This window comes from Desulfovibrio sp. 6_1_46AFAA (genome assembly GCF_000224635.1).
In the GTDB taxonomy this organism is placed as follows: Bacteria; Desulfobacterota; Desulfovibrionia; order Desulfovibrionales; family Desulfovibrionaceae; genus Desulfovibrio; species Desulfovibrio fairfieldensis.
Genome location: NZ_JH114300.1, coordinates 804,374 through 827,239 on the forward strand (window position 1 = coordinate 804,374; position 22,866 = coordinate 827,239).

Genomic DNA, 22,866 nt, shown 5'->3' on the forward strand with positions numbered 1-22,866 from the left:
CGACAGCAACGATAACAACGTTTTTCGCCGGAATGCCGACTTTGAAATTTGTAAAATTTCAAAGTTAATCCGCTCCGGAGGCGGGGCTCAGCTCTTGATTTCCACCCGCAGCACATGGCCGTCCTTCTTCAGCAGATCCAGCAGGTCGGCCAGATCGTAGCCGTAGGGCACCTTGATGTGCGCGTCCACCATAATGATCTGACCCTCCTTGTCCGGAACGGCCTTAAAGCTCGAGATAAAGAGCTTGCGCTCGCGCAGGGCCGCGCGCACCACATCCAGACCCGTGCATCCGTCGCGGATATGCAGGCAGAGATGCTCCATGCTGGGCGCGCGCAGCCAGGTAAAGTGCCGGTGCAGAAAAATCTGGATCAAAAAAATCAGCGCCGTGCCCAACACGCCGAGCAGATACAGGCCCGAGCCCACGGCCATGCCGATGCCCGCCGTGGCCCAGATGCCCGCCGCTGTGGTCAGGCCGCTGATGTTCTGCCCGCGCACAAAGATCATGCCCGCGCCCAGAAAGCCCACCCCGGTCACGATCTGAGCCGCGACGCGCGAAGGGTCCAGGGCCACGCCGTGCAGGGGGATCATGTCCGCGAAGCCGTACTTGGAGACGATCATGAACAGTGCCGAACCCATGGAAACCACCAGATGGGTACGTATGCCCGCCTCTTTGCGGCGGTTGGCCCGTTCATAGCCGATAAAGGCTCCGCAGAGCCCGGCCAGGAAAAGGCGCCCCAGAAACTCAAATTCCTGCAACAATCCCAAGTCCATACCCTCTCCTCCAAATACCGGCCTAACACAGATGTACAACAGACTCAACCGCTCCGGCCCCTCCGGAGCGGTCGAGGCAGCCAACCCCAAAAACATACTTGACATTATATACTTAATATGAGAATTAACTTGTATTAATTAAAGACTATATAAATATAACCAGTTAATTAATCATGAACATGGATCCCGGCTCCGCCCGGGAACCTAACCGCCCGTAGCGCGAGGAGAACATCATGTCAGCCCTACCCGAACGCGAGTACTTGGCCGAGGAAATCTGTGATCTGTACACCCGGCTCACCGGCGGAGACTATTCCGAGGACCTGCGCCGCGCCCGCGAGCTCGCGGAAGAGGAAGGCCCCCAGGACCATTGGTTGCTGACCAATCATCTGGATTATGAGTCCCGCCTCTTCCTCTGTGCGGCGGTGGCCTATTCCCTGCGCTGTATGAAGCGCGATCCGTACAAGTGCGCCGTGTTCGTGCGCAGCGTAGCGGAATCGCTGACAGCCGGGCGGCCCTCCGTATGACGGCCCGGGGAATCCCGTCTCAGCCCGGGATTCCCCGTCATCTTCCGGACGGCAGGGTTGCCGCGTTGCGGCATGCCGGAATTTCACCAGGAATCAAGGACGTGACATGCGTAACACAGCATTCGGATTCGGGACGCCTCTACTCTGCTTTCTGCTTTTCGCCTTGGGCATTGCTCTTTTCTCCGACACGGCCAGAGGCGAGGAACGCATCCCCATCACCTTTCCCCCGCTGACGACGCATACCATGCCCCCGGTCTTTTTCACGCACGACAGGCATGTGGAGCACATGGAACGCAGCAATGCGGAATGCACGCTCTGCCACCGGGAAACAGATGAAGGCATGTCCGAAACCTTTCTGGACGTCAAAGCTCAGCCCGAGCACAGGCAAATTCCCTACCTCCACGCCACCTGTACGGCCTGTCACCGCAAGGCCGACGCGGGACCGCGCCTCGTGGATTGCAGGGTCTGCCACAGCAAGGCCGTGGCCGCGCAGAGCGGGAAAAGCAATAAAGGCAAATAAGAGAGGTCGGGCCCTTGCGCACCGGGAACACGCCTTGTCCGCAGAGTTTTCAGGTGTGGGAGCGTCGGCGCCGTCAGCGGATGACGGAGTGTTGCCCCCGCTCGGAAGCGGAGTATCTTGCCCGCCCCAGGAGCCCCTTTATCGCCGCACGTCATTCAGGAGACAGAGTTGATGCTGAACTTCATTACCGGTCCCCTTTTTGTTTTCTCTTTGCTGGTCTTTGTGGTCGGGCTTCTCGCGCGCGCCGTCCTTTACGTGCGCGGTCTGGACTGGCGTCTGGAGCGCGTGGCCTACAGCTACCATCCGGAACGCTCCATCCCCGGCGCGCTGATTTCCATCGTCAAATGGCTCATACCGGGCGGCACCAGCGGCTGGCGCTCGCAACCCGCGGCCATGGCGTCATTCTTTCTGCTGCATCTGGGAGCGGTGCTGGTGCCGCTTTTTTTGCTGGGGCACACGGTCTTGCTTGAAAACTTCACGGGCATCTCCCTGCCCTCGTTGCCCAACGCTCTGGCCGATATCCTGAGCATAATGAGCGTCGCCGGCATTCTCTTGCTGATCGCGCGCCGACTGGCTTCGCCCGCGCTCCGGCAACTGAACTCCGGCGGGGACTGGCTCGTGCTGCTGCTGACCCTTCTGCCCTTCTGCACCGGCCTGATGGCCCGGCTGGACACCTCCGCCTACCAGACCTGGATTGTACTGCATGTACTGAGCGGCGAACTGTTCCTGATTCTCGCCCCGTTCACCAAACTTTCACATATCGTTCTCTACTTCATGTCCCGTGCGCAGCTCGGCATGGATTTCGCCATCAAGCGTGGCGGCGGCACGCGCGGCGGGGCATTTCCCTGGTAAACAGCGGCATCGGGATCAATTCCATTTTTTTCTCCCGCAAGGAGCGCGACATGTCCCAGTTATTGTGCAGTCCCACGCCCGCCACCAGCAAGGAAAGCATTCACGCCTTGCTTCAGGACAAGGGCGGCGCGACCTATTACCGGCAGATGCGGGAAATGCCCGTGAATCAGGCGACTCTGGCCCGCGACCTCAAACAGACCTGCAAATCACGCACCCGGACCTGGCTGGCCATCTGCGCGCATTGCGGGATGTGCGCGGAAAGCTGTTTTTTCTACAAAACCAGTAACAATGACCCCACGCAGATCCCTTCGTACAAGATCCAATCCACCCTGGGCGAGATGCTCCGGCGCAAGGGCCGGGTGGACACCGAGTTCATGATTCACGCCATGGATGTAGCCTGGGGCAAGTGCACCTGCTGCAACCGTTGCGGACTTTACTGCCCGCACGGCATTGATACGGGCGTCATGTTCAGCTATTTGCGCGGCATTCTGTTCATGCACGGCTTCGTGCCCTGGGAAATGAAGATCGGCTCGGGCATGCACCGCGTCTACGGCGCGCAGATGGATGTTACGGAAGAAGACTGGCTGGAAACCTGCGAATGGATGGTGGAGGAGAACCAGGACGAATGGCCGGATCTGGAAATCCCTGTTGAAAAAGAGGGCGCGGATGTCATGTACATTCTCAACGCCCGCGAGGTAAAGCATTATCCCGAGGACATTGCGCAGGCCGCCATTCTGTTTCACGTCACGGGCACCAGTTGGACTGTGCCGCGCGAAGGCTGGGAAAATACGTCGCTGACCATGTTCGCGGGCGACTGGGAGGGTTGCGCCCAGAACATCAGGCGCATTTACGCCGCGGTGGAGCGCCTGAAACCTAAAATGGTGGTGGGAACCGAGTGCGGTCATGCCCATCGCGGCACCGTGGTGGAAGGCCCCTACTGGGGCGGACGCGCCAGCGGCGACCCGCCGGTGCCCTTCATCCATTACGTGGAATGGGTGGCCCACTGTTTGCGCACCGGCAAGCTGAAAATCGATCCGGCCAAGAAGATCAAAATACCCTGTACACTTCAGGATGCCTGCAACTATGTGCGTAACGACGGACTGGGCAGATATACGCGGGAAATCATGAGCTATATCGCGGAGGACTTCCGCGAGATGACGCCCAATGCCGACCACAATTTTTGCTGCGGCGGCGGAGGCGGCCTCAACGGCATCGGCCTCTATCGCAAAGAACGCAATATCGGCCTCAAAAACAAGCTGGATCAGATCAAGGCCACCGGCGCACAGCTGGTCGTGACTCCCTGTCACAACTGCTGGGACGCCATCAGGGATATGATGGAAGTCTACGAGGAACACAACATCAAATGGTCATTCCTCAAACCGCTTCTGGTGGATATGATGGTGGTTCCGCCCCATATCCGCCACGAAGCTCCTTAGCATCGCCGCAACGCCCCTAACGGCGATGAAACCGGCGGGCATGCGATTCCTCCATGTCCTTTTGCAGATCGCATGCCCGCCCTGAGGGAATAACCACGCCTGCTCCGGAGAGGCTTACACGCGGACGGCGGCGCGCCCGTCCCTCCTGGCAAAAGGCGTCAGGCTGTCGCCGCCCGCACAGCCTCAAGCAGCGCTTCCGGGGCGCAACTCTTGGGCAGCACGGGAATGCCGGTGCCGAAATCCACCGGACGCGGCCCCGCGTCGCTGCAGACAATGGCCGGCAGCTGCCTGTTTTTTTCACTGCGACGCAGCCTGCTGTACATGATGGAGCCCGAGACGCGCGGCAGATCCACATCAAAAATGATGCAGTCCGGCCGCAGGCTGTCCACCAGAGCCAGGCCTTCAGCGCCGTCGCGGGCCTCGCTCACCCGATAGTCATGCAGACGAAGCGTCCGTGACAGCCTGTCGAGGCTTTCGGCATCGCTGTCGACCAAGAGAATATGCTTTTGCATGAGGTCCTCCCGCTTGGGCGTCCGGCATAGGCCGGGTTGAGTATTCCGCCGACTGACTGAGTACGGCGCGCAACGAAGCTCCGCAGCTCTGCCGGACGGAGCCGAGCGTCACCGAGCCCAGAGAATTTTGCAGACTGCGGGCGGCGTCGGCCCAGGCATCCAGCGCGACCCGGCCACAGGGCGCGGCGCTGTTGACGCCGGGAAGGGTTATGCCTCCTTCCACGGCGGCAATGATGTCCGCCAGGCTGACGTCGTCGGGGTTGCGGGCCAGTACATGCCCCCCGGCTATGCCCCGGATGCTTTTGACAATGCCGCCGCTTTGCAGCAGTCGCATGATCTTCTGGACGAATTTTTCCGAGATGCCCGTACAGACAGCCAGTTCTGAAGCGGATGCGGGCATATCCTCCGCTTGTTCGGAAAGGCACAATAAGAGGTGCAGCGCATGGCAGCTCATTGTGGAAATTCGCATTTTTATCCCTTCTCAAGAGGATGCAATAATAACAGCAAAAGTTGATATATCTAATTTAGACTGTTTTACTCATGTTTTTCCCTAACGTATCCGCCGGCATCCGTCAAGCCGTCCGGCACCACAGGGAAAAACAAGACGCATTGCCCCGCACGGGCCGCCCGTGTGAAGAGTTTCGCAAAAGTTTTTTAAAGGAAATGTGGTACAAAGTCCGTATAAAAATGTTAGGATTAGGCTGAAAAGGTGCAAAATCTTTACGCCGCTGTTCCGGCGTTTAGGTTTTGGATCTCAGTCCAGTTTTTCGGGGGACAGAGGCTATGAAACTTTCGGCAAAAACACGCTACGCGGCACGAATTCTCTTTTACATGGCAAAGCACGTTATGAACGAGCCCATTTCCTCCAATCTGCTTGCCGCGAAAACCGGCATAAGCTCGCAGTTCATCGAACAGATCCTGCGCCAGCTCAGGCTTGCCGGTATTACCGGCAGCGTCCGCGGCGCCAAAGGCGGGCATATTCTGCTGCGCAAACCGGAAGAGCTGACCTTCGGCTGCATCGTCAAGCTGATGGAAGGCGGCATTGAACTGGCCGGGTGCCTGGAAAATCCGAGAAACTGTTCCCGCTTCGGCGACTGCGCGGTACGCAAGGCCTGGGAGAGCCTCCAGGGCACGCTCGACGGCGCGCTGGAATCCATCACCATGGAAGATCTGTTGCGCGACAAGGAACTCTTTTCCGCCCTGTAAATCCCGCCGCCGCCCGCTCTTCAGCCTGCCTTTCGTGAGCGGTCCGCACGGCATGCTGCCTTCTGGACGATGGGGTTTCTCTGCCCTCTTGTCCTGTTTCCTCTTCTTCCGCCTCTGATGAAAAAATATTTTTCCAAGCGCCGCGAAAAATTTTTTTGCGGCGCTCTCTTTCACATAATATAGCTGATTTATTTAAATAAAATTATTTCACTCAAGATTACTATGATTCCTCCGAATCAGGCCGGGATCTTTGCATTTTTGTGAAATTCCGTTATCAGAAGTGACTTGCCACGCACCTTGACTTTCCCGCTTTTGTAACCAATTCCTGATAAGGATGAAGTTACAACGGGCTGGGCGCGTGCGTAATTTGGGATGAGGTTGAAAGGCAAGCAGGCGTATGCCGGGCTTGTTGCGGCGACATCGGCCCGGGGCCGATGTCCCGGCAAACCCATGATGCAGCGGCATCTTGACTTACGGGAGAAAACGCATGACCACTCTGTTCTACATTCTGGGCTACCTGGCGGTAGTCGGCTTCATTTGCCTGGCCTACTTGAAAATCAAGGCCTACATGGCGGCCAGCCCTCTGCACGTGCGCTGGGAACTCTATCCCGTGCCGCATGAAGGCCCCAAGGCCACGTACGGCGGCAGCTTCATGGAGGAAAAGGAATGGTGGACCAAGCCCCGCCACATTTCGCACTGGGGCGACATCAAGGGCATCCTGGTGGAAGTGCTTTTCCTGCACGCCACCCTGGAACACAACCAGAAGCTCTGGTTCCGCACCTATCCCTTCCATGTGGGCATGTATATGCTCATGGGCGGCACCATCATCGTGGTGCTCTCGGTCATTGCCCAGCTGTGCGGCCTGGACCCGCAGGGCGGCGTCATGGCCTTTGTGGGCAACGTGATCAGCGCCGTGGTGCTGCTGGGTTCGTTCTGTATCGTCGGCGGCGGCATCGCCCTGATCCAGCGTCGTCGTGAGGACGAAGGCCTGAAAAAGTACACCACGCCCGAGCACTACCTCAATCTTGGGGCCTTCGTGCTCTTCGGCCTGCTGTCGCTGGCGGCCTGGACCTTCAATCCCTCGTATTTCGAGCTGTCACGCACCTTCATCTACAACCTGTTCACCTTCAACTTCCAACCCCTGCCCAGCGTCTTCTTCACCCTGAATCTGCTGGTGGGCTTTTTCCTGCTGATCTGGATTCCCGTGACCAACATGGGCCATCTGATCATGAAGTACTTCATGTACCACGACATCCGCTGGGGCGATGAACCCACCACCTACAGCGAGAAAAACAAGCAGAAGATCTCCGAGATGCTCAAGTACGATGTGACCTGGTCTGCCGACCACATTGCCGGCGACGGCAGCCCCAAGACCTGGGTGGATGTGGCTACCACCAATCCCGCAGCCCCCAAGAAAGAAGACTAGGGAGTTCCGACATGAAAGACAATCTGCGTTTGAGCGATGTTTCCACTGCCGAAGGGCAGATGGTCAGCATTGATCCGAATACCCTTCCCGAGCTCACGCTTGACGTGAAGCCCATGCCCTGGAAGCCCTTCACCGACGAGCAGAAAGAAAACACGGCCTGTATTCTGGACGACGTGTGCGTGCTGAATATTCCCAAGCCCAAAACCCCGCAGGAAGAGGAAGAGCTTGTCAACAAGTTCCTCGACGGCATGCGCAAGCTCTTTTCCAAGGAAAACAACTGGACCTTCCTGCCCATGCTGGAAACCAGCATGGACAACTGCGTGCAGTGCAACTCCTGCTCCGCCGCCTGCCATCTTTTTGAGATGTCCGGCGAGAACGAGATGTACCGGCCCAATTTCCGTTCGGAAATTTTTCGCCGCATCTACAAGCAGTATGTGAAAAAAGAGCCCTTCGCCAAATGGCGTTACGGCGACATCAATCTGAACTGGAAGACCGTGGCCCGTCTGGGCGAGCTGGCCTATCGCTGCAACCTCTGCCGGCGTTGCGCCCAGACCTGCCCCATCGGCGTGGACAACGGCCTGATCGCCCGTGAAATCCGCAAGCTGTTCAGCCAGGAGCTGGGCATCTACCCCCGCGAACTGCACGAAAAGGGCACCATGAACCAGATGAAGGTGGGCTCCTCCACCGGCATGACGCCCGAAGTGGTCAAGGAGAACGTGGAGTTCATCGACGAGGACTACTCGGAAATCACCGGCGTGGGCATCCACACCCCCTTTGACGTGCAGGGCGCGGACATCATGCTGTTGCACAATGCCGGTGAAATCATGGCCTGGCCGGAAAACATCGCGGCCTTCTCCCTGATTTTCCAGGAGGCCGGCCTGTCCTGGACCCTGTCCAGCAAGGCCGTGGCCTATGACGGCGTGAACTACGGCGTGTTCTACGACGACGCCCAGACCGCGCGCATCGCCCTGCAGCACATGATGGCGGCCAAGGAACTGGGCGTCAAAAAAATCGTGATCGGCGAATGCGGCCACGCCCACAAGGCCATCACCGTCATCGCGGACCGCGTGATCCCCTTTGAGTACCAGGTGCCGCGCGAATCCTGCTACGTGACCCTGCGCGACATCGTCATGTCCGGCCGTCTCAAGCTCGATCCTTCGCGCAACGACTTCCCGGTGACCCTGCATGACCCGTGCAACGCGGTGCGCCTGATGGGCATCGTGCAGCCGCAGCGCGAGATTCTGCACAAGATCGCGCCCAAGTTCCGCGAAATGCCCTGCCACGGCGTGGACAACTACTGCTGCGGCGGCGGGTCCGGCTTTGCCATCATGACCCGCAACAACATCGACGAATGGCGCGGCAACATCTCCGGACGCAAAAAGATGTGGCAGATCGGCGAAGCCTTCAAGGAATGCCTCGGCCCCGAGACCAAGAAGTACATCTGCGCGCCCTGCTCCAACTGCAAGGGCCAGATCCGCGAACTGCTGGAACACAACGACCTGTATTCCAAGAACAGCTTCGCTTACGGCGGCCTGGTGGAACTGATCGTCAACGCCATGACCAACGTCAATCCCGGCTTCATCAAGTGGGAAGGCGACGAGGAATAACATCCCCGGCGCACTATGAAAGCCGATACACAGGGGGGCGAGAGCCCCCCTTTTTTTGCGCCCTTTTTCCACCGCCCGGCCCAGGACCGGCCCAAGATTGATCTCTCACAGAATTGCCTTTGAAAAGGCGGAACGCAATGCGAATCGACCTGCATTCCGACGTTTCAAAGTTGAAATGCCCTCCCCCCTCCCCTTCCGCGGGCGGCGCATGCCGCCCCAGGCACCACTTTCAATTTCCACATAAAATATCTGCGGAACGCTGTGATCTGCCTAATGCCGAACCACTTTGCTTGCCTTTCTTTCGTAATGGCTATAGTATTTTTTACGCGTAAGCAGGGTATTTCCCATATGCTTTTATATGGCCTGCCAAGCATCAAGGCATTGTGACAAGGCAAGATATCAGGTATCCTATATAGCCGGTTTTCAGCCGACGAGCCGCTCGACGGGCGGCGGGCGTTGTACCCGGCAGGGATGCCGTAACATATTTAATCGGCCTTCCGCGTGGTCAGCATAGCTCCCGTACGCGAAAGGCAGCCGGGTCCGCAGGGACACGGCACACACCACTCCGGTCACACCGGACCGCTTTTGTACCGCAGGCGCGCTTCCCTTATCGGAAGCGGGCGCGAAACAAGGCGGGCTTACGGCTGGAACCGGGCCGCACGGATGGCCGATGCAATTCTGGAGCAAAACATGCGTAAAATATATTTGAGCCTTCTTTTCCTTCTTCTGGCAGCCATGCCCGCACAGGCGATGGAACAAAACATGGGCGGCCACGACATGGCCCACGACCAGAACGCGTATTCCGACAGGGTCTACCTTTCCGGCATGATCGCCCATCATGAAGGGGCCGTGCAGATGTCCGAAGTGCTGCTGGCCGCGCCCAAGAAACAGCAGGACCCGCAGGTGGCCGCCTGGGCCAAGCAGATCATCAAGGCCCAGAAAGAGGAAATCGAGCAGATGAAAGCCTGGCTCAAGGATGCGGGCGGGCTGGATCAGCAGGCGTATGATGCCATGCGCCATGATATGCAGAATATGATGCATATGTATACTTCCCAAAATCCCAATGTGCAGTTTGTGCAGCAGATGCTGCCCCACCACGGCATGGCGGTGACGATGACCGTGCCCGTGCTTGTGCATTCGCAGAAAGCGGATCTGCTCAAGCTGGGCCAGGAAATCATCGAAGCCCAGGCTGCGGAGATGCACGCCTTCAGAACCTGGCTCAACGACCGGGGCGATCACAACATCTAACGAGAGAGAGGATGTTCCGGCGGCAGGGGGCTGCTGTCGGGGCAGGGCTTACGTATGGGGGGCATTGCGCCGTGAGGCGCAGTGGTCTTCAGTGTTTGCGTCCGGCGAATGGCGGCCCGCGCCGCTGTTCTCCCTGCGCACCGTCGGCCGGGGCCGGGCGGCATTGCAGGCCGCCCTGTGCGAACCATTGAAGCTATAATTTACATTTGAGGTAACGTTATATGGCACATCTTGAGACAACCGCTGAAATGCTGCGCAACCGCGGCGTCAGCCGCCGGGATTTCCTGAAATTCTGCGCAATCACCAGCGTGGCGCTGGGGCTCGGCCCCGGCTCGGATTTGGTCATGGCCGAGGCGCTGTCCACCAAGCCGCGTCTTCCCGTGCTCTGGATCAACGGGCTTTCCTGCTCCTGCTGCACGGAATCCTTTTTGCGCACGGCCCACCCCCTGGCCACGGACATCATTCTGGCCATGATCGCCCTGGACTATCAGGACACCATCATGGCCGCCGCCGGCGAACAGGCCACGGCGGCCTATGACGAGGCCATCAGCAAATACAAGGGGCAGTACATTCTGGCCGTGGAAGGCAATACGCCCCTGAACGGCCAGGGCATGTACTGCATCGACGGCGGCAAGCCCTTTATGGACAAACTCGCGCGCGGCGTGGAACACGCCAAGGCCGTGGTTGCCTGGGGCACCTGCGCTTCCTGGGGCTGCGTCCAGGCTGCCAGCCCCAACCCCACGGCGGCCACGCCGCTGCACAAGCTCTTTCCCAACAAGCCCCAGCTCAAGGTGCCGGGCTGTCCGGCCATTCCGGAAGTCATGAGCGCCATTCTGGCCTATATCATCACCTATGACCGTCTGCCCGCGCTGGATTCCCAGGGGCGCCCGGAAATGTTCTACGGCAAACGCGTGCACGACCAGTGCTACCGCCGGGCCCACTTCGACGCCGGTGAATATGTGGAATCCTGGGATGACGAAGGCGCGCGTTCGGGCCTCTGCCTGTACAAGATGGGCTGCAAAGGCCCCACCACCTACAACGCCTGCCCGGCCACACGCTGGAACAACGGCGTGTCCTTCCCCATCCAGTCCGGGCACGGCTGCATCGGCTGCTCGGAACAGAACTTCTGGGATCAGGGCTCCTTCTACGACCGCATCACCACCATCCCGCACTTCGGCACCAACGCCACGGCCGAGACTGTGGGTGTGGCCGCCGTGGCCGGTGTGGCCGCCGGTGTGGCCGTGCACGGCGTTGCCAGCATGATCCGGCATGCCCGCTGCCCCGAAAAAAAGGCCGACACCAGCGCTTCAACCACCAATACCAACGACTCCAACAGCTAAGGAACGATATCCATGGCCTACGAATATACCACGCAAGGATACACAGTCATTGACGCGGGCCGCCGCGTCGTGGTGGACCCGGTCACCCGCATTGAGGGCCATCTGCGCTGCGAGGTGAATCTGGACGAACAGAACGTCATCACCAACGCCGTGTCCTGCGGCACCATCTTCCGCGGCATCGAGATCATCCTCAAGGGCCGAGACCCCCGCGACGCCTGGGCTTTTGTGGAGCGCATCTGCGGCGTCTGCACCGGCACCCACGCCCTGGCCTCGGTGCATGCCGTGGAAAACGCCCTGGGCATCGACGTCCCGGACAACGCCAATATCATCCGCAATATGATGCAGCTCTGCCTGATGTACCATGACCATCTGGTGCACATGTACCATCTGGCGGGCCTGGACTGGGTGGATGTGGTCTCGGCCTCCAAGGGCGACCCATACGAGACCTCGGCCCTAGCCCAGAAGCTCTCGCCCTGGCCCAATTCCTCGCCGGGCTATTTCAAATCGGTCAAGGACCGGCTGCTCAAAGTCATCGAATCCGGCAATCTCGGCATCTTCACCAACGGCTACTGGGGTCATCCGGCCTACAAGCTGTCGCCCGAAGCCAATCTGATGGTGGTGGCCCACTATCTGGAAGCCCTGGACTTCCAGAAAGACGTCATTCACATCCACACCATTTTCGGCGGCAAAAATCCCCACCCCAACTGGCTGGTGGGCGGCGTGCCCTGTTCCCTCAACATCAACGCCTACGGCGCGGCCGACGTCATCAACCAGGAGCGCCTGGAATACATTCTTCAGGTCATCGAGCGATGCCGGGTCTTCGCCCAGCAGGTGGTGATCCCCGATACCCTGGCCCTGGCCACTTTCTACAAGGACTGGCTCGGCATCGGCAGCGGCCTGTCCAAACTTTCGGTGCTGGCCTACGGCGGCATTCCGGACATCGCCAACGATTTCTCGGACAAGAGCCTGCTGATGCCGCGCGGCGCGATCATCAACGGCAACTTTGAGGAAGTCCTGCCCGTCAACCTCACGGACCTTGATGAAATTCAGGAGAGCGTCAATCACTCCTGGTACGACTATCCCCTGGGCAAGGTGGGCCTGCATCCCTTTGACGGCGTCACCGACCCCAACTATCAGCCCGGCCCGAACATCAAGGGCACGCCCACGGACCTCAAGCAGGTGGACGAACAGGCCCGCTATTCCTGGCTGAAAACCCCGCTCTGGCGCGGCAACCAGATGGAAGTGGGGCCCCTGGCCCGCACCCTGGTGGGCTACGCAAAAAAGGACGACGCCATCAAGGGCATGGTGGACGACTTCTGCGGCCGTCTGGGCGCGCCGGTCTCGGTGCTCCAGTCCACGCTGGGCCGCATCGCCGCCCGCTCCCTGGAGCTGGCTTGGTCCGCCGAAAAACTGCGCTACTTCTATGACCGGCTGGTGACCAACCTGAAAAACGGCAACACCTCCACGGCCAATACTAAAAACTGGAGCCCCGACACCTGGCCGAAAGGCGAGGTGCGCGGCGTGGGCTTTACCGAAGCCCCACGCGGCGCTCTGGGCCACTGGATCGTGATCAAGAACAGGAAGATCGAACGCTACCAGTGCATTGTGCCCACGACCTGGAACGCCGCCCCGCGCGGCCCCAAGGGCCAGCTGGGCGCATACGAGGCCGCGCTGATGGGAACCCACATGGATATTCCCGATCAGCCGCTGGAAATTCTGCGCACCCTGCACAGCTTCGACCCCTGTCTGGCCTGCGCCACCCATATCATCGGGCCCGACGGCAAGGACCTGCTGACCGTGCGCGTGGACCGGAGCTTCTGAACCGTTGTTGCCGCACTGGCGCGGCAACAACGTACGGGCGCGGGGTGAATCCGGCATACGGAACCCCCGCCTTGTGGAGAAATGTCATGAACAACAGTGATAACGTGCTGGAGCCTGTGGGCAAGTCAGCCTATGTCTACCAGTTGCCCATCAGGATCTGGCACTGGACCATGGTCGCGTGCGTCAGCGTGCTGATCGTCACGGGCTACATTATCGGCAAACCCTGGCTTTCCGTCACCGGGCAGCCTTACGATACCTTTTACATGGGCTATACCCGCATGGCCCACTTCATCGCCGGCTTCATCCTGATAATCAGTACGGTGCTGCGCTACCTCTACGCTCTGATCGGCAACAGGTACTCGCGGGAGCTGGTCATCCTGCCGTTCTGGCGTAAATCCTGGTGGGGCGGCCTGTGGAGCGACATCCGCTGGTATCTCTTCCTGGACAAGGAGCCCCGGGTCTATGTGGGACACAATCCCTTGGCCCAGGCGGGCATGGCCGTGGGCATGGTCTTCATGCTGATCATCATGCTCAGCGGTCTGGGCCTGTATGCCCAGAGCGCCCCCCAGTCACCCATCTTCAGGCCCTTCCTCTTCATGCTGGACCTGATGTACTGGGTGGGCGGCAATGACCAGGAGCTGCGCAGCCTGCACCGGCTGGGCATGTTGCTGCTGGTGACCTTCGTCACCGTGCACATCTATATGGTGATTCGTGAGGAAATCATGGGCAAGACCACCTTGGTTTCCACTATGATCAGCGGCTTCCGTGAGCGCCGCCGGAGCTGATCCGCGTAACCTCACAGCGTTCAAACGCCCGGCCGGTTCCCGCGCATCCCCGCGCCGGAACCGGCCGGAATTGCGAGAAAGGATATGGAAAAAACAATTATCCTGGGACTGGGCAACCTTCTCTACGGCGACGAGGGCTTCGGCGTGCGCCTGGCGCAGCATCTGTACGCCCATTGGGATTTCCCGCCGGGCGTCAGCGTGGTGGACGGCGGCACGCAGGGCCAGACCCTGCTCACCTTCGTGGAGGAGGCGGACAGCCTGTTGGTGCTGGATGCCGTGGATTTCGGCCTTGAACCGGGCGAGCTGACCCTGCGGGAGGAAGTACCCGCCTATGTCACAGCGCAGAAAGTCGGCCCGCATCAGAACAGCTTTTCCGAAGTGCTGGGTCTGGCGGCCCTGCGCGGCACCCAGCCGCGACGCTGTGCCCTGCTGGGCGTGCAGCCAGCGGCCATGACCCTGGGCGCGCACTGCTCGCCGGAAGTGGAGCGCATCCTGCCCGAGGCTGTGAACCAGGCCCTGGGACTGCTTCGCCACTGGGGCATTGAAGCCATCCGCCGCCCGGAGCCCCGCCATCTTTCGGCCCCGGTCCTGGCCGAGCTCTGAACCGTTTCCCCGCGACATCCGGACCGGGATATCCGCCCATTCGCGCGCGGCATGAAAAAACTCCCGGTTTTTACGACAAAATACCTGAATTCACGCCACCGGGGGACAGAGCGGCAAAGCCGTCATATTCCGCAAGCTGAATCACTCAAAAAAAGCGGACGGCCCTGCATAATGCACTCAACCAACCACGGAATGAGAATATACGGCCTGCAATATATTTGAGAAAATATGCACAAACGCTCTTTCGAAAAAAATTACAGAGAAAACATGCGGGCTTCACAGTACTGACGGATAAAAAAGTCCACGGATAGCGAAATACCGCTTTTGCCAGCTTGAATTTACAGCTATAGTGTTGACAGCGGATGAGGGCTCTGGTAGGCACGCACTGTCCGTGTCGCCCGCAGGCGCCTGCCTGCGGCAACGGAAAATCCACTGCCTCAGACCGCATATGGGGGCACAGCCAAATAACGGCTTTTCTGCCCGACGCGCGCCGAGTTGTCGACGTCCCGCCGGACATCAGCATAAGGGACTTCCACCTATGGTGGAGGAGAATCCCGTATCTGCACTTCTAGGAGGGATGGTTTATGGCAAACAACAACAAATTAACCGAAGACAGCGTAGCCCTCTTTATCGGCTGCTTCGTCTTCATCCTGGCCGCTCTGAACCTGTGGGGCGTCGACGTGTTGGGCTGGGTGCTCAAGACCAACATGTGGACGAACATGAGCGATGCCTTCTCGGTGACCAACAAAGGCTATGCCAACATCTCCGGCATCGGCTCGTTGTTGCTGACCTGGGCGGCAATGACCGCGGTGCTCGCCGTGGGCATCAAATGCCTGGGCGGCAATGTGGGCCGCTTTGTGGTGGCCTTCACCATCGTCTTTTTTATCGCTGAATTCTTCTTCATGCTGGGCGCCAACGCCCACATCGCGGCCACGCCCAACCAGCAGGCCAAATTCGGCATTTCCTGGTCCATCGGCCTGACCACGGAAGCGGGCTTCATCGTTGCCCTGATCGCGGGCATCCTGATCAGCAACGTCGCCCCCGCCCTGGCCGATATGCTGCGTGACGCCTGCCGTCCCGAACTGTTCGTCAAAATCGCCATCGTGGTGCTCGGCGCGGAACTGGGCGTGAAGGCCGCCGGCGCTTCCGGTTATGCCGGCCACATCATCTTCCGCGGTCTCTGCGCCATTGTGGAAGCCTATCTGATCTACTGGGCCACAGTGTACTACATCGCCCGCAAATACTTCAAATTCAGCCGTGAATGGGCCGTGCCCATGGCTTCCGGCATCTCCATCTGCGGCGTGTCCGCCGCCATCGCCACGGGCAGCGCCATCCGCGCCCGGCCCGTAGTGCCGATCATGGTTTCCTCGCTGATCGTGGTCTTCACCTGCATTGAAATGCTGGTGCTGCCCTTCGTGGCCGCCTTCTTCCTGCACAACGAGCCCATGGTGGCCGGCGGCTGGATGGGCCTGGCGGTCAAGTCCGACGGCGGCGCCATCGCCAGCGGCGCCATCACCGACGCCCTGATCCGCGCCAAGGCCATGGAAGCAGGCATCATCTGGGAATCCGGCTGGATCACCATGGTCACGACCACGGTTAAAATCTTCATCGACATCTTCATCGGCGTGTGGGCCTTTGTGCTGGCCTGGGTCTGGGCAGCCAAGTTCGACAAGACCAGAGGCGAACGCACCATGACCTTCGGCGACGTGTGGGCCCGTTTCCCGCGCTTCGTGCTGGGCTATGTGGGCACCTTCGTGATTATGCTGCTGATCTGCCTGCAGTCCAAGGAACTGGCCGCCATGGGCAAGAGCGTCATCAGCACGCTCGGACCTCTGCGCACCATCTTCTTCACCCTGACCTTCTTCACCATCGGCATGGTTTCCAACTTCCGCAAGCTGATGGAGGAAGGCATCGGCAAACTGGCCGTCGTGTACATCATCTGCCTGTTCGGCTTTATTATCTGGATCGGTCTGTTCATCTCGTGGGCGTTCTTCCACGGCATGACGCCGCCTGTGATGGCCGGTTAACGCGTTTCACCCAAGAGGTTTCATCCTCACAAGGAGTCGGATATGTCTGAAGACAAGAAGGACGTGAAGTTCCACGAAGAAGTCCAGAAAATGGAATATGAACCCCTGGATGAGACGGAACTGAAGCTCATCCACTGGAGCTGGGGGCTCGGCGTCACCCTGCTCGTGGTGCTCTGGTTCGTGAGCTATCTCTTCCCGAGCGCTCACAGCTAGACCAGGCCTTGCATCAGAACTGACGAAAGAGCGGGAGCGCGCCCACAACGCGCTCCCGCTCTTCACCTTCTCTCTCAAAGGCCGATGCGGCTTGCCGCCCGGCGCAACCAGAGCATGTAACACTTGAAATGCTCGTTCAACCACCCGGCGTCCGGGCACGTCCCGCCGCCGTAAAGGAAACAGTCATGCCGCAGTACCGTGTGCATTATATCGCGGGGCCCAACGAAAACCTTACGATCAGCCGCCATCAGATCATTGAGGCCGCTTCCTTTCAGGAAGCCTTGGGCCGGGTTACCCAATGGCCGGTGGTGGAAACCTACGATCACACTTCGGCCTGCGCCAAAAATCCCGGCACAAGCCTCTATGACTTCGAAGCCTGGGAAGCCATGCCGCTGGAAGAAAACAAAGCCTGAAAGAACTTCGGGAGGGGCGCGCGTCTCCGTCTCAACGCGCCCGCGAAGACGCCGCTACAGCCCGCACGGCGCGGCAAACGGCCTCCACAGCCTCGCACGGCGACAGTACGGCGGTATCCAGCACCAGAGGCGCGCGCTCCCAGACCTCATATTCCCGTTCCCATACCGCCCGCCAGTCGGGGAAAAGCAGACCGGGAACTTCGCACAACCGCGCTTCCACCCGTGCCCGATGCGCCCGTGCATCAGAGCAGACAAATTCCACTTCCAGCAGCTCCGCGCCCGCTTCAAACGCTACGTCCCGCCAAGCATTGCGAGTCAGGGCAAGCGGGTTGACGCAATCCGCCAGTACGGTAAGGCCCAGCCGCAGATTATCCAACGCCAGGGCATAGCCCACGTAATAGCCCGCTGGCCCCAGGCCATCCCGGTCAACAACGCCGGAGCGGACCAAAGCCTGCTCCAGTGAATCAATGCGCAGCCAGACGGCTTTGATCCGCTGGGCAAGAAGTCGCGCCACGCTGCTTTTACCCACGCCGGGCAAGCCGCTGAAGCTGATCAGCACCCCCCTCAAACCTTCTCGATACGCACCGGTATGCCCTGCCGGGCCGCCGGGCCGCCCATATGTTCCGCCAGAGCGGACAGGCCCTTGCGGGTGGGATCGGGGGGCACCAGGTCATTGAGGTTGATGCCCGCCGCCACGCTTTTCCGGGCCGGGGTGCGCACGCCGTCGATCTCCACATCAGAGGCGCCCAGGCCCGTATGCCCGAAACCGTGCTCCACCGCCACCACGCCGGGCATGACCATTTCCCCCACACTGGCATAGGCCGCCGCGCTGCCGCCCGGCGTGACCAGGCGCACCCTGTCGCCGTGCCGGACGCCCGCCTTTTGCGCATCGGCAGGATGCAAAACCACCAGGTTGACGCCCTTGATGCTCAGAAGCCGGGGCGACACAACGCCGTAGGAATTGATCAGACTGGATTTGAAGGAAATCAGCTCCAGGGGATATTCCGCAGAGGTCCAGACCTCGCGCAGCTTCCGGCCGTCATACAGCAGGGGCGGCAGGCAGCAGGGCGTGCCCCGATACGGCTTGCCTGTCCGGGAATTGACGGCCGTGCCCGCGTCCTCGTTGTAGACGGCCAGGGCCTTTTCCCATTTGACGCCCAGTTCCTCGCCTCGATAGGCCGCGTCATAGGGCGCGAACCTGCCGCCGCGGGTGTAGAGAAAGGTGACGGGCCCCTGCTCTTCGGGCGGCAGAATGCGCTGAATATCCCCCAGGATGGGCCGCACCCCGGAAAGCGCGATATCCTCCGCCCCAGGGGACGGCAGCACGTCGTTTTTGAACCAGGCGATATTCGCCGCATGCCGCAGATAAAAATCCTGCGGGGTGTGCAACGGATGCAGCGTGCCGTCCGCGCCCCGGATGGCCTTGTCCCCAAAACCGGGCAGGCCCATGCGCTTGGCCGCCTCAATGATGAACAGCTCCATACAGACCGGCTCGCCGGAGGCGCTCCGGGCCTGGCGCGGCGTCACGGCGGGCCAGCGGGCCGTGGAGACCGGGGTCAGCGTACCGGCCCAGGCTCCGGAAAAACCGCCCCAGAGCTCATACATGCAGGGATCGGGCACCAGATAATCCGCATAGGCGTTGGTTTCATTATGAAAGGTATCGATGCCGATAATCAGCGGCAGATCGCGGGAGTCTTCCAGACATTTGCCCACCGCCTGTTTGAGCCCGCCGTGGCCGTAGAGCGCATTGCCCTTCCAGTTGATCCAGCATTTGTATTTGAAGGGATTGCCGTTGGCATGCGCCAGCAGATGTTCGGCGGGCATGTTGGGCGGCGTGAGGGGGAACCAGGGATATTCCGAAGGATACGGATTTTCACCGGCCGCGACCTTCTTTTTGAACTCCGTGGACTTCTGATACGGTGCCCGGCAACGGATGGCCGGAAAGCCCTTGGGAGCACTCTGCCCTTCGAAGGCCAGCAAATCATAGCGCGGCCCCTTGAGGGCTGCCTTGTGGTAGCCCCCGCCGCCCACGGAAAGGCCGCCTTTGACGTTGATATTGCCGATCAGGGTATTCAGCGTCAGCACGGCAAAGGCGGCGTTGACGCCGGAAGTGCTCATCATGCCGCCGTGCACATCCACGGCCGCGCGTTTGCCGTGAGCTGTCAGCCGTGTCGCCAGATCGGTGATGGTCCGCACCGGCACGCCGCACAGGCGGGAATATTCTTCCAGGCTGCGGCTGTCCGCTTCTTCCTTGAGCAGTTGCAATGCGCTGGCCACTTCCACCTGTTCACCGTCCAGAGGCAACGAACCCCGGTAAAACAAGGCCGCCTGCTCACAGGCCCCGGCGGGCAGCATGCGGCCGTCCGGGCTCATGACCACGGCGTCGTTCTTGTCGGCACCGGCAAAGACTCCCGCCGCGCCCAGATCGGCCACCCGCAGCAGCGCCCCGGCCTGCTTGCCGGAAAGCCGCACCAGATGCGTGGCATTGGAAAATCCGGCCTCTCCGGCTTTGCGCGCGGCCGCCAGTGTGGGGTGGCACAAAAAGGCCGCGTCATGGCGGTTGTTGTCGAGGATATAACGGATCATGCCCAGGGCCAGGGCTGAATCCATGCCCGGCCGAATCGGAACCCATTGCGCCCGGTCCCGCGCGGCGCTGGTCACGGGCAGGCGCAGGACGGGATCAATGACCGCATAGCGCATTTTTCCCCCAGAGCGTGCGTCCGCCAGCATCCGCGCCGAGCGGTTGAAAGGATTGCCCGCCTGGGAAGGTGCCGTGCCCCAGAACAGCACGAATTCACAGTGCTCGAAATCGGGTTTGGTGTGGGGCATGGCCTGAAGGTCATTCAAAAAAAGTCCCGCGCCCAGCCGGAAGGAAAGGCCGCAATACGCGCCGTGCTTGCCGAAATTCTTGGTGCCGTAGGAGGCCTGGCCGAAGCGGCGCAGAAAAATCTGCTCCCGGCCGTCCTCCGTGGTGTAGGTCAGCAAAAGGCGGTTGGACTGCGGGCCGAATTCGGGCATTTCCGGATTGGCCGGTCCCTTGGTTTCGCGGATGGCCCGCAGGCCGTCCACATGCCCTTCGTCGAAAAGGTCGCCGCCGTCCACCACTTCCGCCACCAGCTGCTCAAAGGAAATGCTCTTCCACTTGCCCTCGCCGCGCTTGCCCGCGCGCTTCAGGCAGCGGGTGATCCGGAAAGGGTTGCTGTTGGCCTCCAGCATGGCCGCCCCGCGCCCGCAGACCGTGGCCCGCTGCGCGTAGCCGCTGTCGCCGCGCGCGGAGAGCGCGGCCAGAGCCTCGCTCACGGGCGTGCTCATGGGCAGCTGATGACTGGTGGACAAGGGATTGTAAGGATTGCCCGCGGCCCGCACCACACGGTCCGTGGCCTCGTCGATATGCAGGCGCACGCCGCAGAAGGTGGTGCAGCCCCAGCACTGGTTGAAAGCCACGCGCTGCCCCTTGACCGGCACGGCATGGCCTTCCGGATTCATCCGGTATTCGGGAACCAGGGAATTCTTGTTTTCCGCGTCGGCAACAGGCACGCCTGCTGTGCCCTCGCGCAGGCCCCGCACCATGCGCCGCGCCGTATCCAGCGAGGCGGCGGCGAAAACTCCCAGCCCCACGGCGGCAAGCGCGCCTTTTTTCAAAAAATTCCGTTTCTTGTCATCCATATTTCTACAACCTTGTTGCGCCGAAGATGCGTCCGGCGCGTTGGCGATTCAGCCCTCAGGACAGATTACCTTTGAAAGACTGCGCAGTTTCAAAGTTTCATCCCGCCGAAAACAATGTTTTTCGGCTGAATCCTCGCCGCGTTGCGGCGCGCCGCACCATGTGCGGCGTTAGAGCCTTTCAAAGTTAAAATGCCAAGTCGGCTCAGGCGGGTTCTTTCGCCGCATTCCAGGGAAAAAGCATGGAAAGCAGCAAGGCCAGCGCCAGCCAGAGACCGGCGCCGCCTGCCAGAATCAGCAGGGAACCGGGAGAAACAATATCCAGAAAAGCCGCCGCATCGGAAAACGTGGACGCATTTCTGCCGAAGGCCTGTCCCATATGGATGATTTTCCAGAAGACCATGAAGGCGCTCACACAGGTCATGGCTCCGGTCAGGCGGAACCAGCGGCGGGGGCGGATTGCGGCGATGACGGCGGCGATCAGGCAGATGGTTTCAGGCGCGTGCCACCAGTATGTGGCGAATTGGGCAAAACCCTCGGGCGCGCGGAAGGCCAGAGCTGCCAGCGCGCAGACAAAGGCGGCCGCCGCGCTGGCCCAGGGCAACAGGGAAAAGGCGCCATCCGTGCGCGGCGCCATGAGACAGGCGAAACCAAAGGCCGCGCTCAAGCCCGCGAGAATGAAACCCATGGGCAGCAGAGGCCGCGCCCAGAGCACACGGCCCACGCAATCCATGATCTCGCTGTCCGCATAGATGAAAACGGCGCAGGCCGCCCCGATGGCGGGCAGAAACCAGAGAGGATGCACGCGTCCTTTCCGGCGCGGCCAGACCAGGGGCACGGTGCACAGCAGGCACAGCGGAATCAGAAAGCCGCCCCAGGCCGTCCAGGAAATGAAATGCGGACGGAGATACAGCTCATAGGCGCGCAAGGGTTGTTCCAGGCCCATCAGCAGGCAGGCTTGGCCGGCAAGGCCCGAGGCCAGCGCAACCACGCCGAACAAGCGCCCCGCTCCGGCGGATGCGCGCCGCCAGAGGGCCGCGCAGGCCAGGATGGCAGCCGCCGCCCCGGCAGTCAGAAAGAAAAACGCCAGCGGCTCCCAGACGCCCCAGACTTCCGGCGGCGCGATATTGGAAAGCTCCATGAAACTAGGCATGGCTTTCCTCCTGCTGCGGCAAGCGCGGCGACATGGGGGTCGCCACATTGTCCGCGGCAACAAAAACGTCGTCAAGATGCAGATAAAACACAAAGGGCTCCGTGCCCTTTTCCGGATAGAGCACCTTCAGCGCATCCTTATGGGCGTCCAGCGTGCGCCGGATCAGACTGTCGGGCGCGTTGAGATCGCCGAACAGGCGCGCGCCGCCCACGCAGCTTTCCACACAGACAGGCAGCAGCCCGGCTTCCAAGCGATGGGCGCAGAACGTGCATTTGTCAGCCGTGCGGGTCTGGCGGTTCAGAAAACGCGCGTCATAGGGGCAAGCCTGCACGCAGAAACCGCAGCCGATACAGGCGGAAGCGTCAATGACCACAATGCCGTTGTCGTGTTGGTACGTGGCTTTGACCGGACACACCGGCAGACAGGCCGGTTCTTTGCAGTGATTGCACAGGCGCGGCAACGGCGCGATATACATGCGCTCTTCCCCTTGCGGCCTGAGCGCGTACTCTCCCACGCTGGTCCGGAACGCACCCGGCGGCACGGCATTCTCCATGCAACAGGATACGGTGCAGGCCTGGCAGCCCACACATTTTTTCAGGTCAATAAGCATGCCGTAACGGGGGCGGCGCCCCTGCTCCAAGGCAGGCACGCCGCCTTGGACCGGCGCGGCAAGCCCCAGACCGGCCATACCGGCCAGCCCGGCAAGCTGTAAAAATTTTCTTCGCTGCATATGAAAACCACTGTGA

General features: G+C 60.6%; 22 protein-coding genes. 15 read left to right on the plus strand and 7 right to left on the minus strand.

What is annotated here, in order from left to right; genetic code table 11:
- Nucleotides 1–87: 87 nt before the first annotated feature.
- Nucleotides 88–771 (minus strand): MgtC/SapB family protein, encoded by a 684-nt coding sequence (locus HMPREF1022_RS03275; RefSeq protein ID WP_008684750.1) that lies wholly within the window; start codon nt 769–771, stop codon nt 88–90.
- 233 nt (nt 772–1,004) lie between these two features.
- Here HMPREF1022_RS03275 and HMPREF1022_RS03280 point away from each other — a divergent pair, with 233 nt between their 5' ends.
- The 4 genes from HMPREF1022_RS03280 (at nt 1,005) to hmcF (ending at nt 4,103) form a co-directional block, all read left to right on the plus strand.
- A complete protein-coding gene (locus HMPREF1022_RS03280) occupies nt 1,005–1,295 on the plus strand; it encodes a hypothetical protein (RefSeq protein ID WP_008684752.1) in 291 nt (96 codons plus the stop codon).
- Between the two features lie 106 nt (nt 1,296–1,401).
- Nucleotides 1,402–1,815 carry a cytochrome c3 family protein gene (locus HMPREF1022_RS03285; RefSeq protein ID WP_008684754.1) on the plus strand — a complete coding sequence of 138 codons (414 nt, stop codon included), beginning with the start codon at nt 1,402–1,404 and terminating at the stop codon, nt 1,813–1,815.
- 171 nt (nt 1,816–1,986) lie between these two features.
- Nucleotides 1,987–2,667 carry a sulfate respiration complex protein HmcE gene (gene hmcE / locus HMPREF1022_RS03290; RefSeq protein ID WP_008684756.1) on the plus strand — a complete coding sequence of 227 codons (681 nt, stop codon included), beginning with the start codon at nt 1,987–1,989 and terminating at the stop codon, nt 2,665–2,667.
- A gap of 50 nt (nt 2,668–2,717) precedes the next feature.
- Nucleotides 2,718–4,103 carry a sulfate respiration complex iron-sulfur protein HmcF gene (gene hmcF, locus HMPREF1022_RS03295; RefSeq protein WP_009301874.1) on the plus strand — a complete coding sequence of 462 codons (1,386 nt, stop codon included), beginning with the start codon at nt 2,718–2,720 and terminating at the stop codon, nt 4,101–4,103.
- A gap of 158 nt (nt 4,104–4,261) precedes the next feature.
- Here the strand turns inward: hmcF and HMPREF1022_RS03300 are convergent, their stop codons facing one another.
- Nucleotides 4,262–4,615, minus strand: a complete 354-nt coding sequence (locus tag HMPREF1022_RS03300; protein WP_009301875.1) for a response regulator — start codon at nt 4,613–4,615, stop codon at nt 4,262–4,264.
- Nucleotides 4,539–5,084: an RrF2 family transcriptional regulator gene (locus HMPREF1022_RS16990; protein ID WP_008684761.1), complete on the minus strand. Its 546-nt coding sequence runs from the start codon at nt 5,082–5,084 to the stop codon at nt 4,539–4,541. The genes HMPREF1022_RS03300 and HMPREF1022_RS16990 overlap by 77 nt, the downstream gene beginning before the upstream one ends.
- A gap of 314 nt (nt 5,085–5,398) precedes the next feature.
- Between HMPREF1022_RS16990 and HMPREF1022_RS03310 the strand changes: the two genes are divergently transcribed.
- The 11 genes from HMPREF1022_RS03310 to HMPREF1022_RS03360 all read left to right on the plus strand — a co-directional run bounded on the left by HMPREF1022_RS03310 (nt 5,399) and on the right by HMPREF1022_RS03360 (nt 17,304).
- Nucleotides 5,399–5,821, plus strand: coding sequence for an RrF2 family transcriptional regulator (locus tag HMPREF1022_RS03310; protein WP_009301876.1), 423 nt, complete (start codon nt 5,399–5,401; stop codon nt 5,819–5,821).
- A 487-nt stretch (nt 5,822–6,308) separates the two neighbouring features.
- A complete protein-coding gene (locus HMPREF1022_RS03315) occupies nt 6,309–7,247 on the plus strand; it encodes a respiratory nitrate reductase subunit gamma (protein ID WP_008684766.1) in 939 nt (312 codons plus the stop codon).
- An 11-nt stretch (nt 7,248–7,258) separates the two neighbouring features.
- Entirely contained in the window at nt 7,259–8,854 is a 1,596-nt protein-coding gene (locus tag HMPREF1022_RS03320) for a (Fe-S)-binding protein (RefSeq protein WP_008684768.1), read from the plus strand.
- A gap of 690 nt (nt 8,855–9,544) precedes the next feature.
- On the plus strand, nt 9,545–10,102 hold the full coding sequence (locus tag HMPREF1022_RS03325) for a DUF305 domain-containing protein (RefSeq protein WP_009301877.1): 558 nt from the start codon (nt 9,545–9,547) through the stop codon (nt 10,100–10,102).
- A gap of 221 nt (nt 10,103–10,323) precedes the next feature.
- Nucleotides 10,324–11,442 (plus strand): hydrogenase small subunit, encoded by a 1,119-nt coding sequence (locus tag HMPREF1022_RS03330; RefSeq protein WP_008684772.1) that lies wholly within the window; start codon nt 10,324–10,326, stop codon nt 11,440–11,442.
- A gap of 12 nt (nt 11,443–11,454) precedes the next feature.
- The gene (locus HMPREF1022_RS03335) at nt 11,455–13,263 is read left to right on the plus strand and encodes a nickel-dependent hydrogenase large subunit (protein ID WP_009301878.1); all 1,809 of its coding nucleotides are present in this window, start codon (nt 11,455–11,457) and stop codon (nt 13,261–13,263) included.
- 86 nt (nt 13,264–13,349) lie between these two features.
- The gene (gene cybH / locus HMPREF1022_RS03340; protein WP_008684775.1) at nt 13,350–14,048 is read left to right on the plus strand and encodes a Ni/Fe-hydrogenase, b-type cytochrome subunit; all 699 of its coding nucleotides are present in this window, start codon (nt 13,350–13,352) and stop codon (nt 14,046–14,048) included.
- 84 nt (nt 14,049–14,132) lie between these two features.
- Nucleotides 14,133–14,651 (plus strand): HyaD/HybD family hydrogenase maturation endopeptidase, encoded by a 519-nt coding sequence (locus HMPREF1022_RS03345; RefSeq protein WP_009301879.1) that lies wholly within the window; start codon nt 14,133–14,135, stop codon nt 14,649–14,651.
- Between the two features lie 584 nt (nt 14,652–15,235).
- The gene (locus tag HMPREF1022_RS03350; RefSeq protein ID WP_009301880.1) at nt 15,236–16,678 is read left to right on the plus strand and encodes a putative sulfate exporter family transporter; all 1,443 of its coding nucleotides are present in this window, start codon (nt 15,236–15,238) and stop codon (nt 16,676–16,678) included.
- Between the two features lie 42 nt (nt 16,679–16,720).
- A complete protein-coding gene (locus tag HMPREF1022_RS03355; protein WP_008684781.1) occupies nt 16,721–16,891 on the plus strand; it encodes a hypothetical protein in 171 nt (56 codons plus the stop codon).
- Between the two features lie 185 nt (nt 16,892–17,076).
- Nucleotides 17,077–17,304 (plus strand): hypothetical protein, encoded by a 228-nt coding sequence (locus tag HMPREF1022_RS03360; RefSeq protein WP_008684783.1) that lies wholly within the window; start codon nt 17,077–17,079, stop codon nt 17,302–17,304.
- Between the two features lie 31 nt (nt 17,305–17,335).
- Here the strand turns inward: HMPREF1022_RS03360 and HMPREF1022_RS03365 are convergent, their stop codons facing one another.
- The 4 genes from HMPREF1022_RS03365 to dsrO all read right to left on the minus strand — a co-directional run bounded on the left by HMPREF1022_RS03365 (nt 17,336) and on the right by dsrO (nt 22,850).
- Nucleotides 17,336–17,863 (minus strand): AAA family ATPase, encoded by a 528-nt coding sequence (locus HMPREF1022_RS03365; protein WP_009301881.1) that lies wholly within the window; start codon nt 17,861–17,863, stop codon nt 17,336–17,338.
- A 5-nt stretch (nt 17,864–17,868) separates the two neighbouring features.
- A complete protein-coding gene (locus HMPREF1022_RS03370; RefSeq protein ID WP_009301882.1) occupies nt 17,869–20,970 on the minus strand; it encodes a molybdopterin dinucleotide binding domain-containing protein in 3,102 nt (1,033 codons plus the stop codon).
- A gap of 202 nt (nt 20,971–21,172) precedes the next feature.
- Nucleotides 21,173–22,120, minus strand: coding sequence for a hypothetical protein (locus HMPREF1022_RS03375; protein ID WP_009301883.1), 948 nt, complete (start codon nt 22,118–22,120; stop codon nt 21,173–21,175).
- The gene (gene dsrO, locus HMPREF1022_RS03380) at nt 22,113–22,850 is read right to left on the minus strand and encodes a sulfate reduction electron transfer complex DsrMKJOP subunit DsrO (RefSeq protein ID WP_009301884.1); all 738 of its coding nucleotides are present in this window, start codon (nt 22,848–22,850) and stop codon (nt 22,113–22,115) included. The genes HMPREF1022_RS03375 and dsrO overlap by 8 nt, the downstream gene beginning before the upstream one ends.
- Nucleotides 22,851–22,866: the final 16 nt, after the last annotated feature.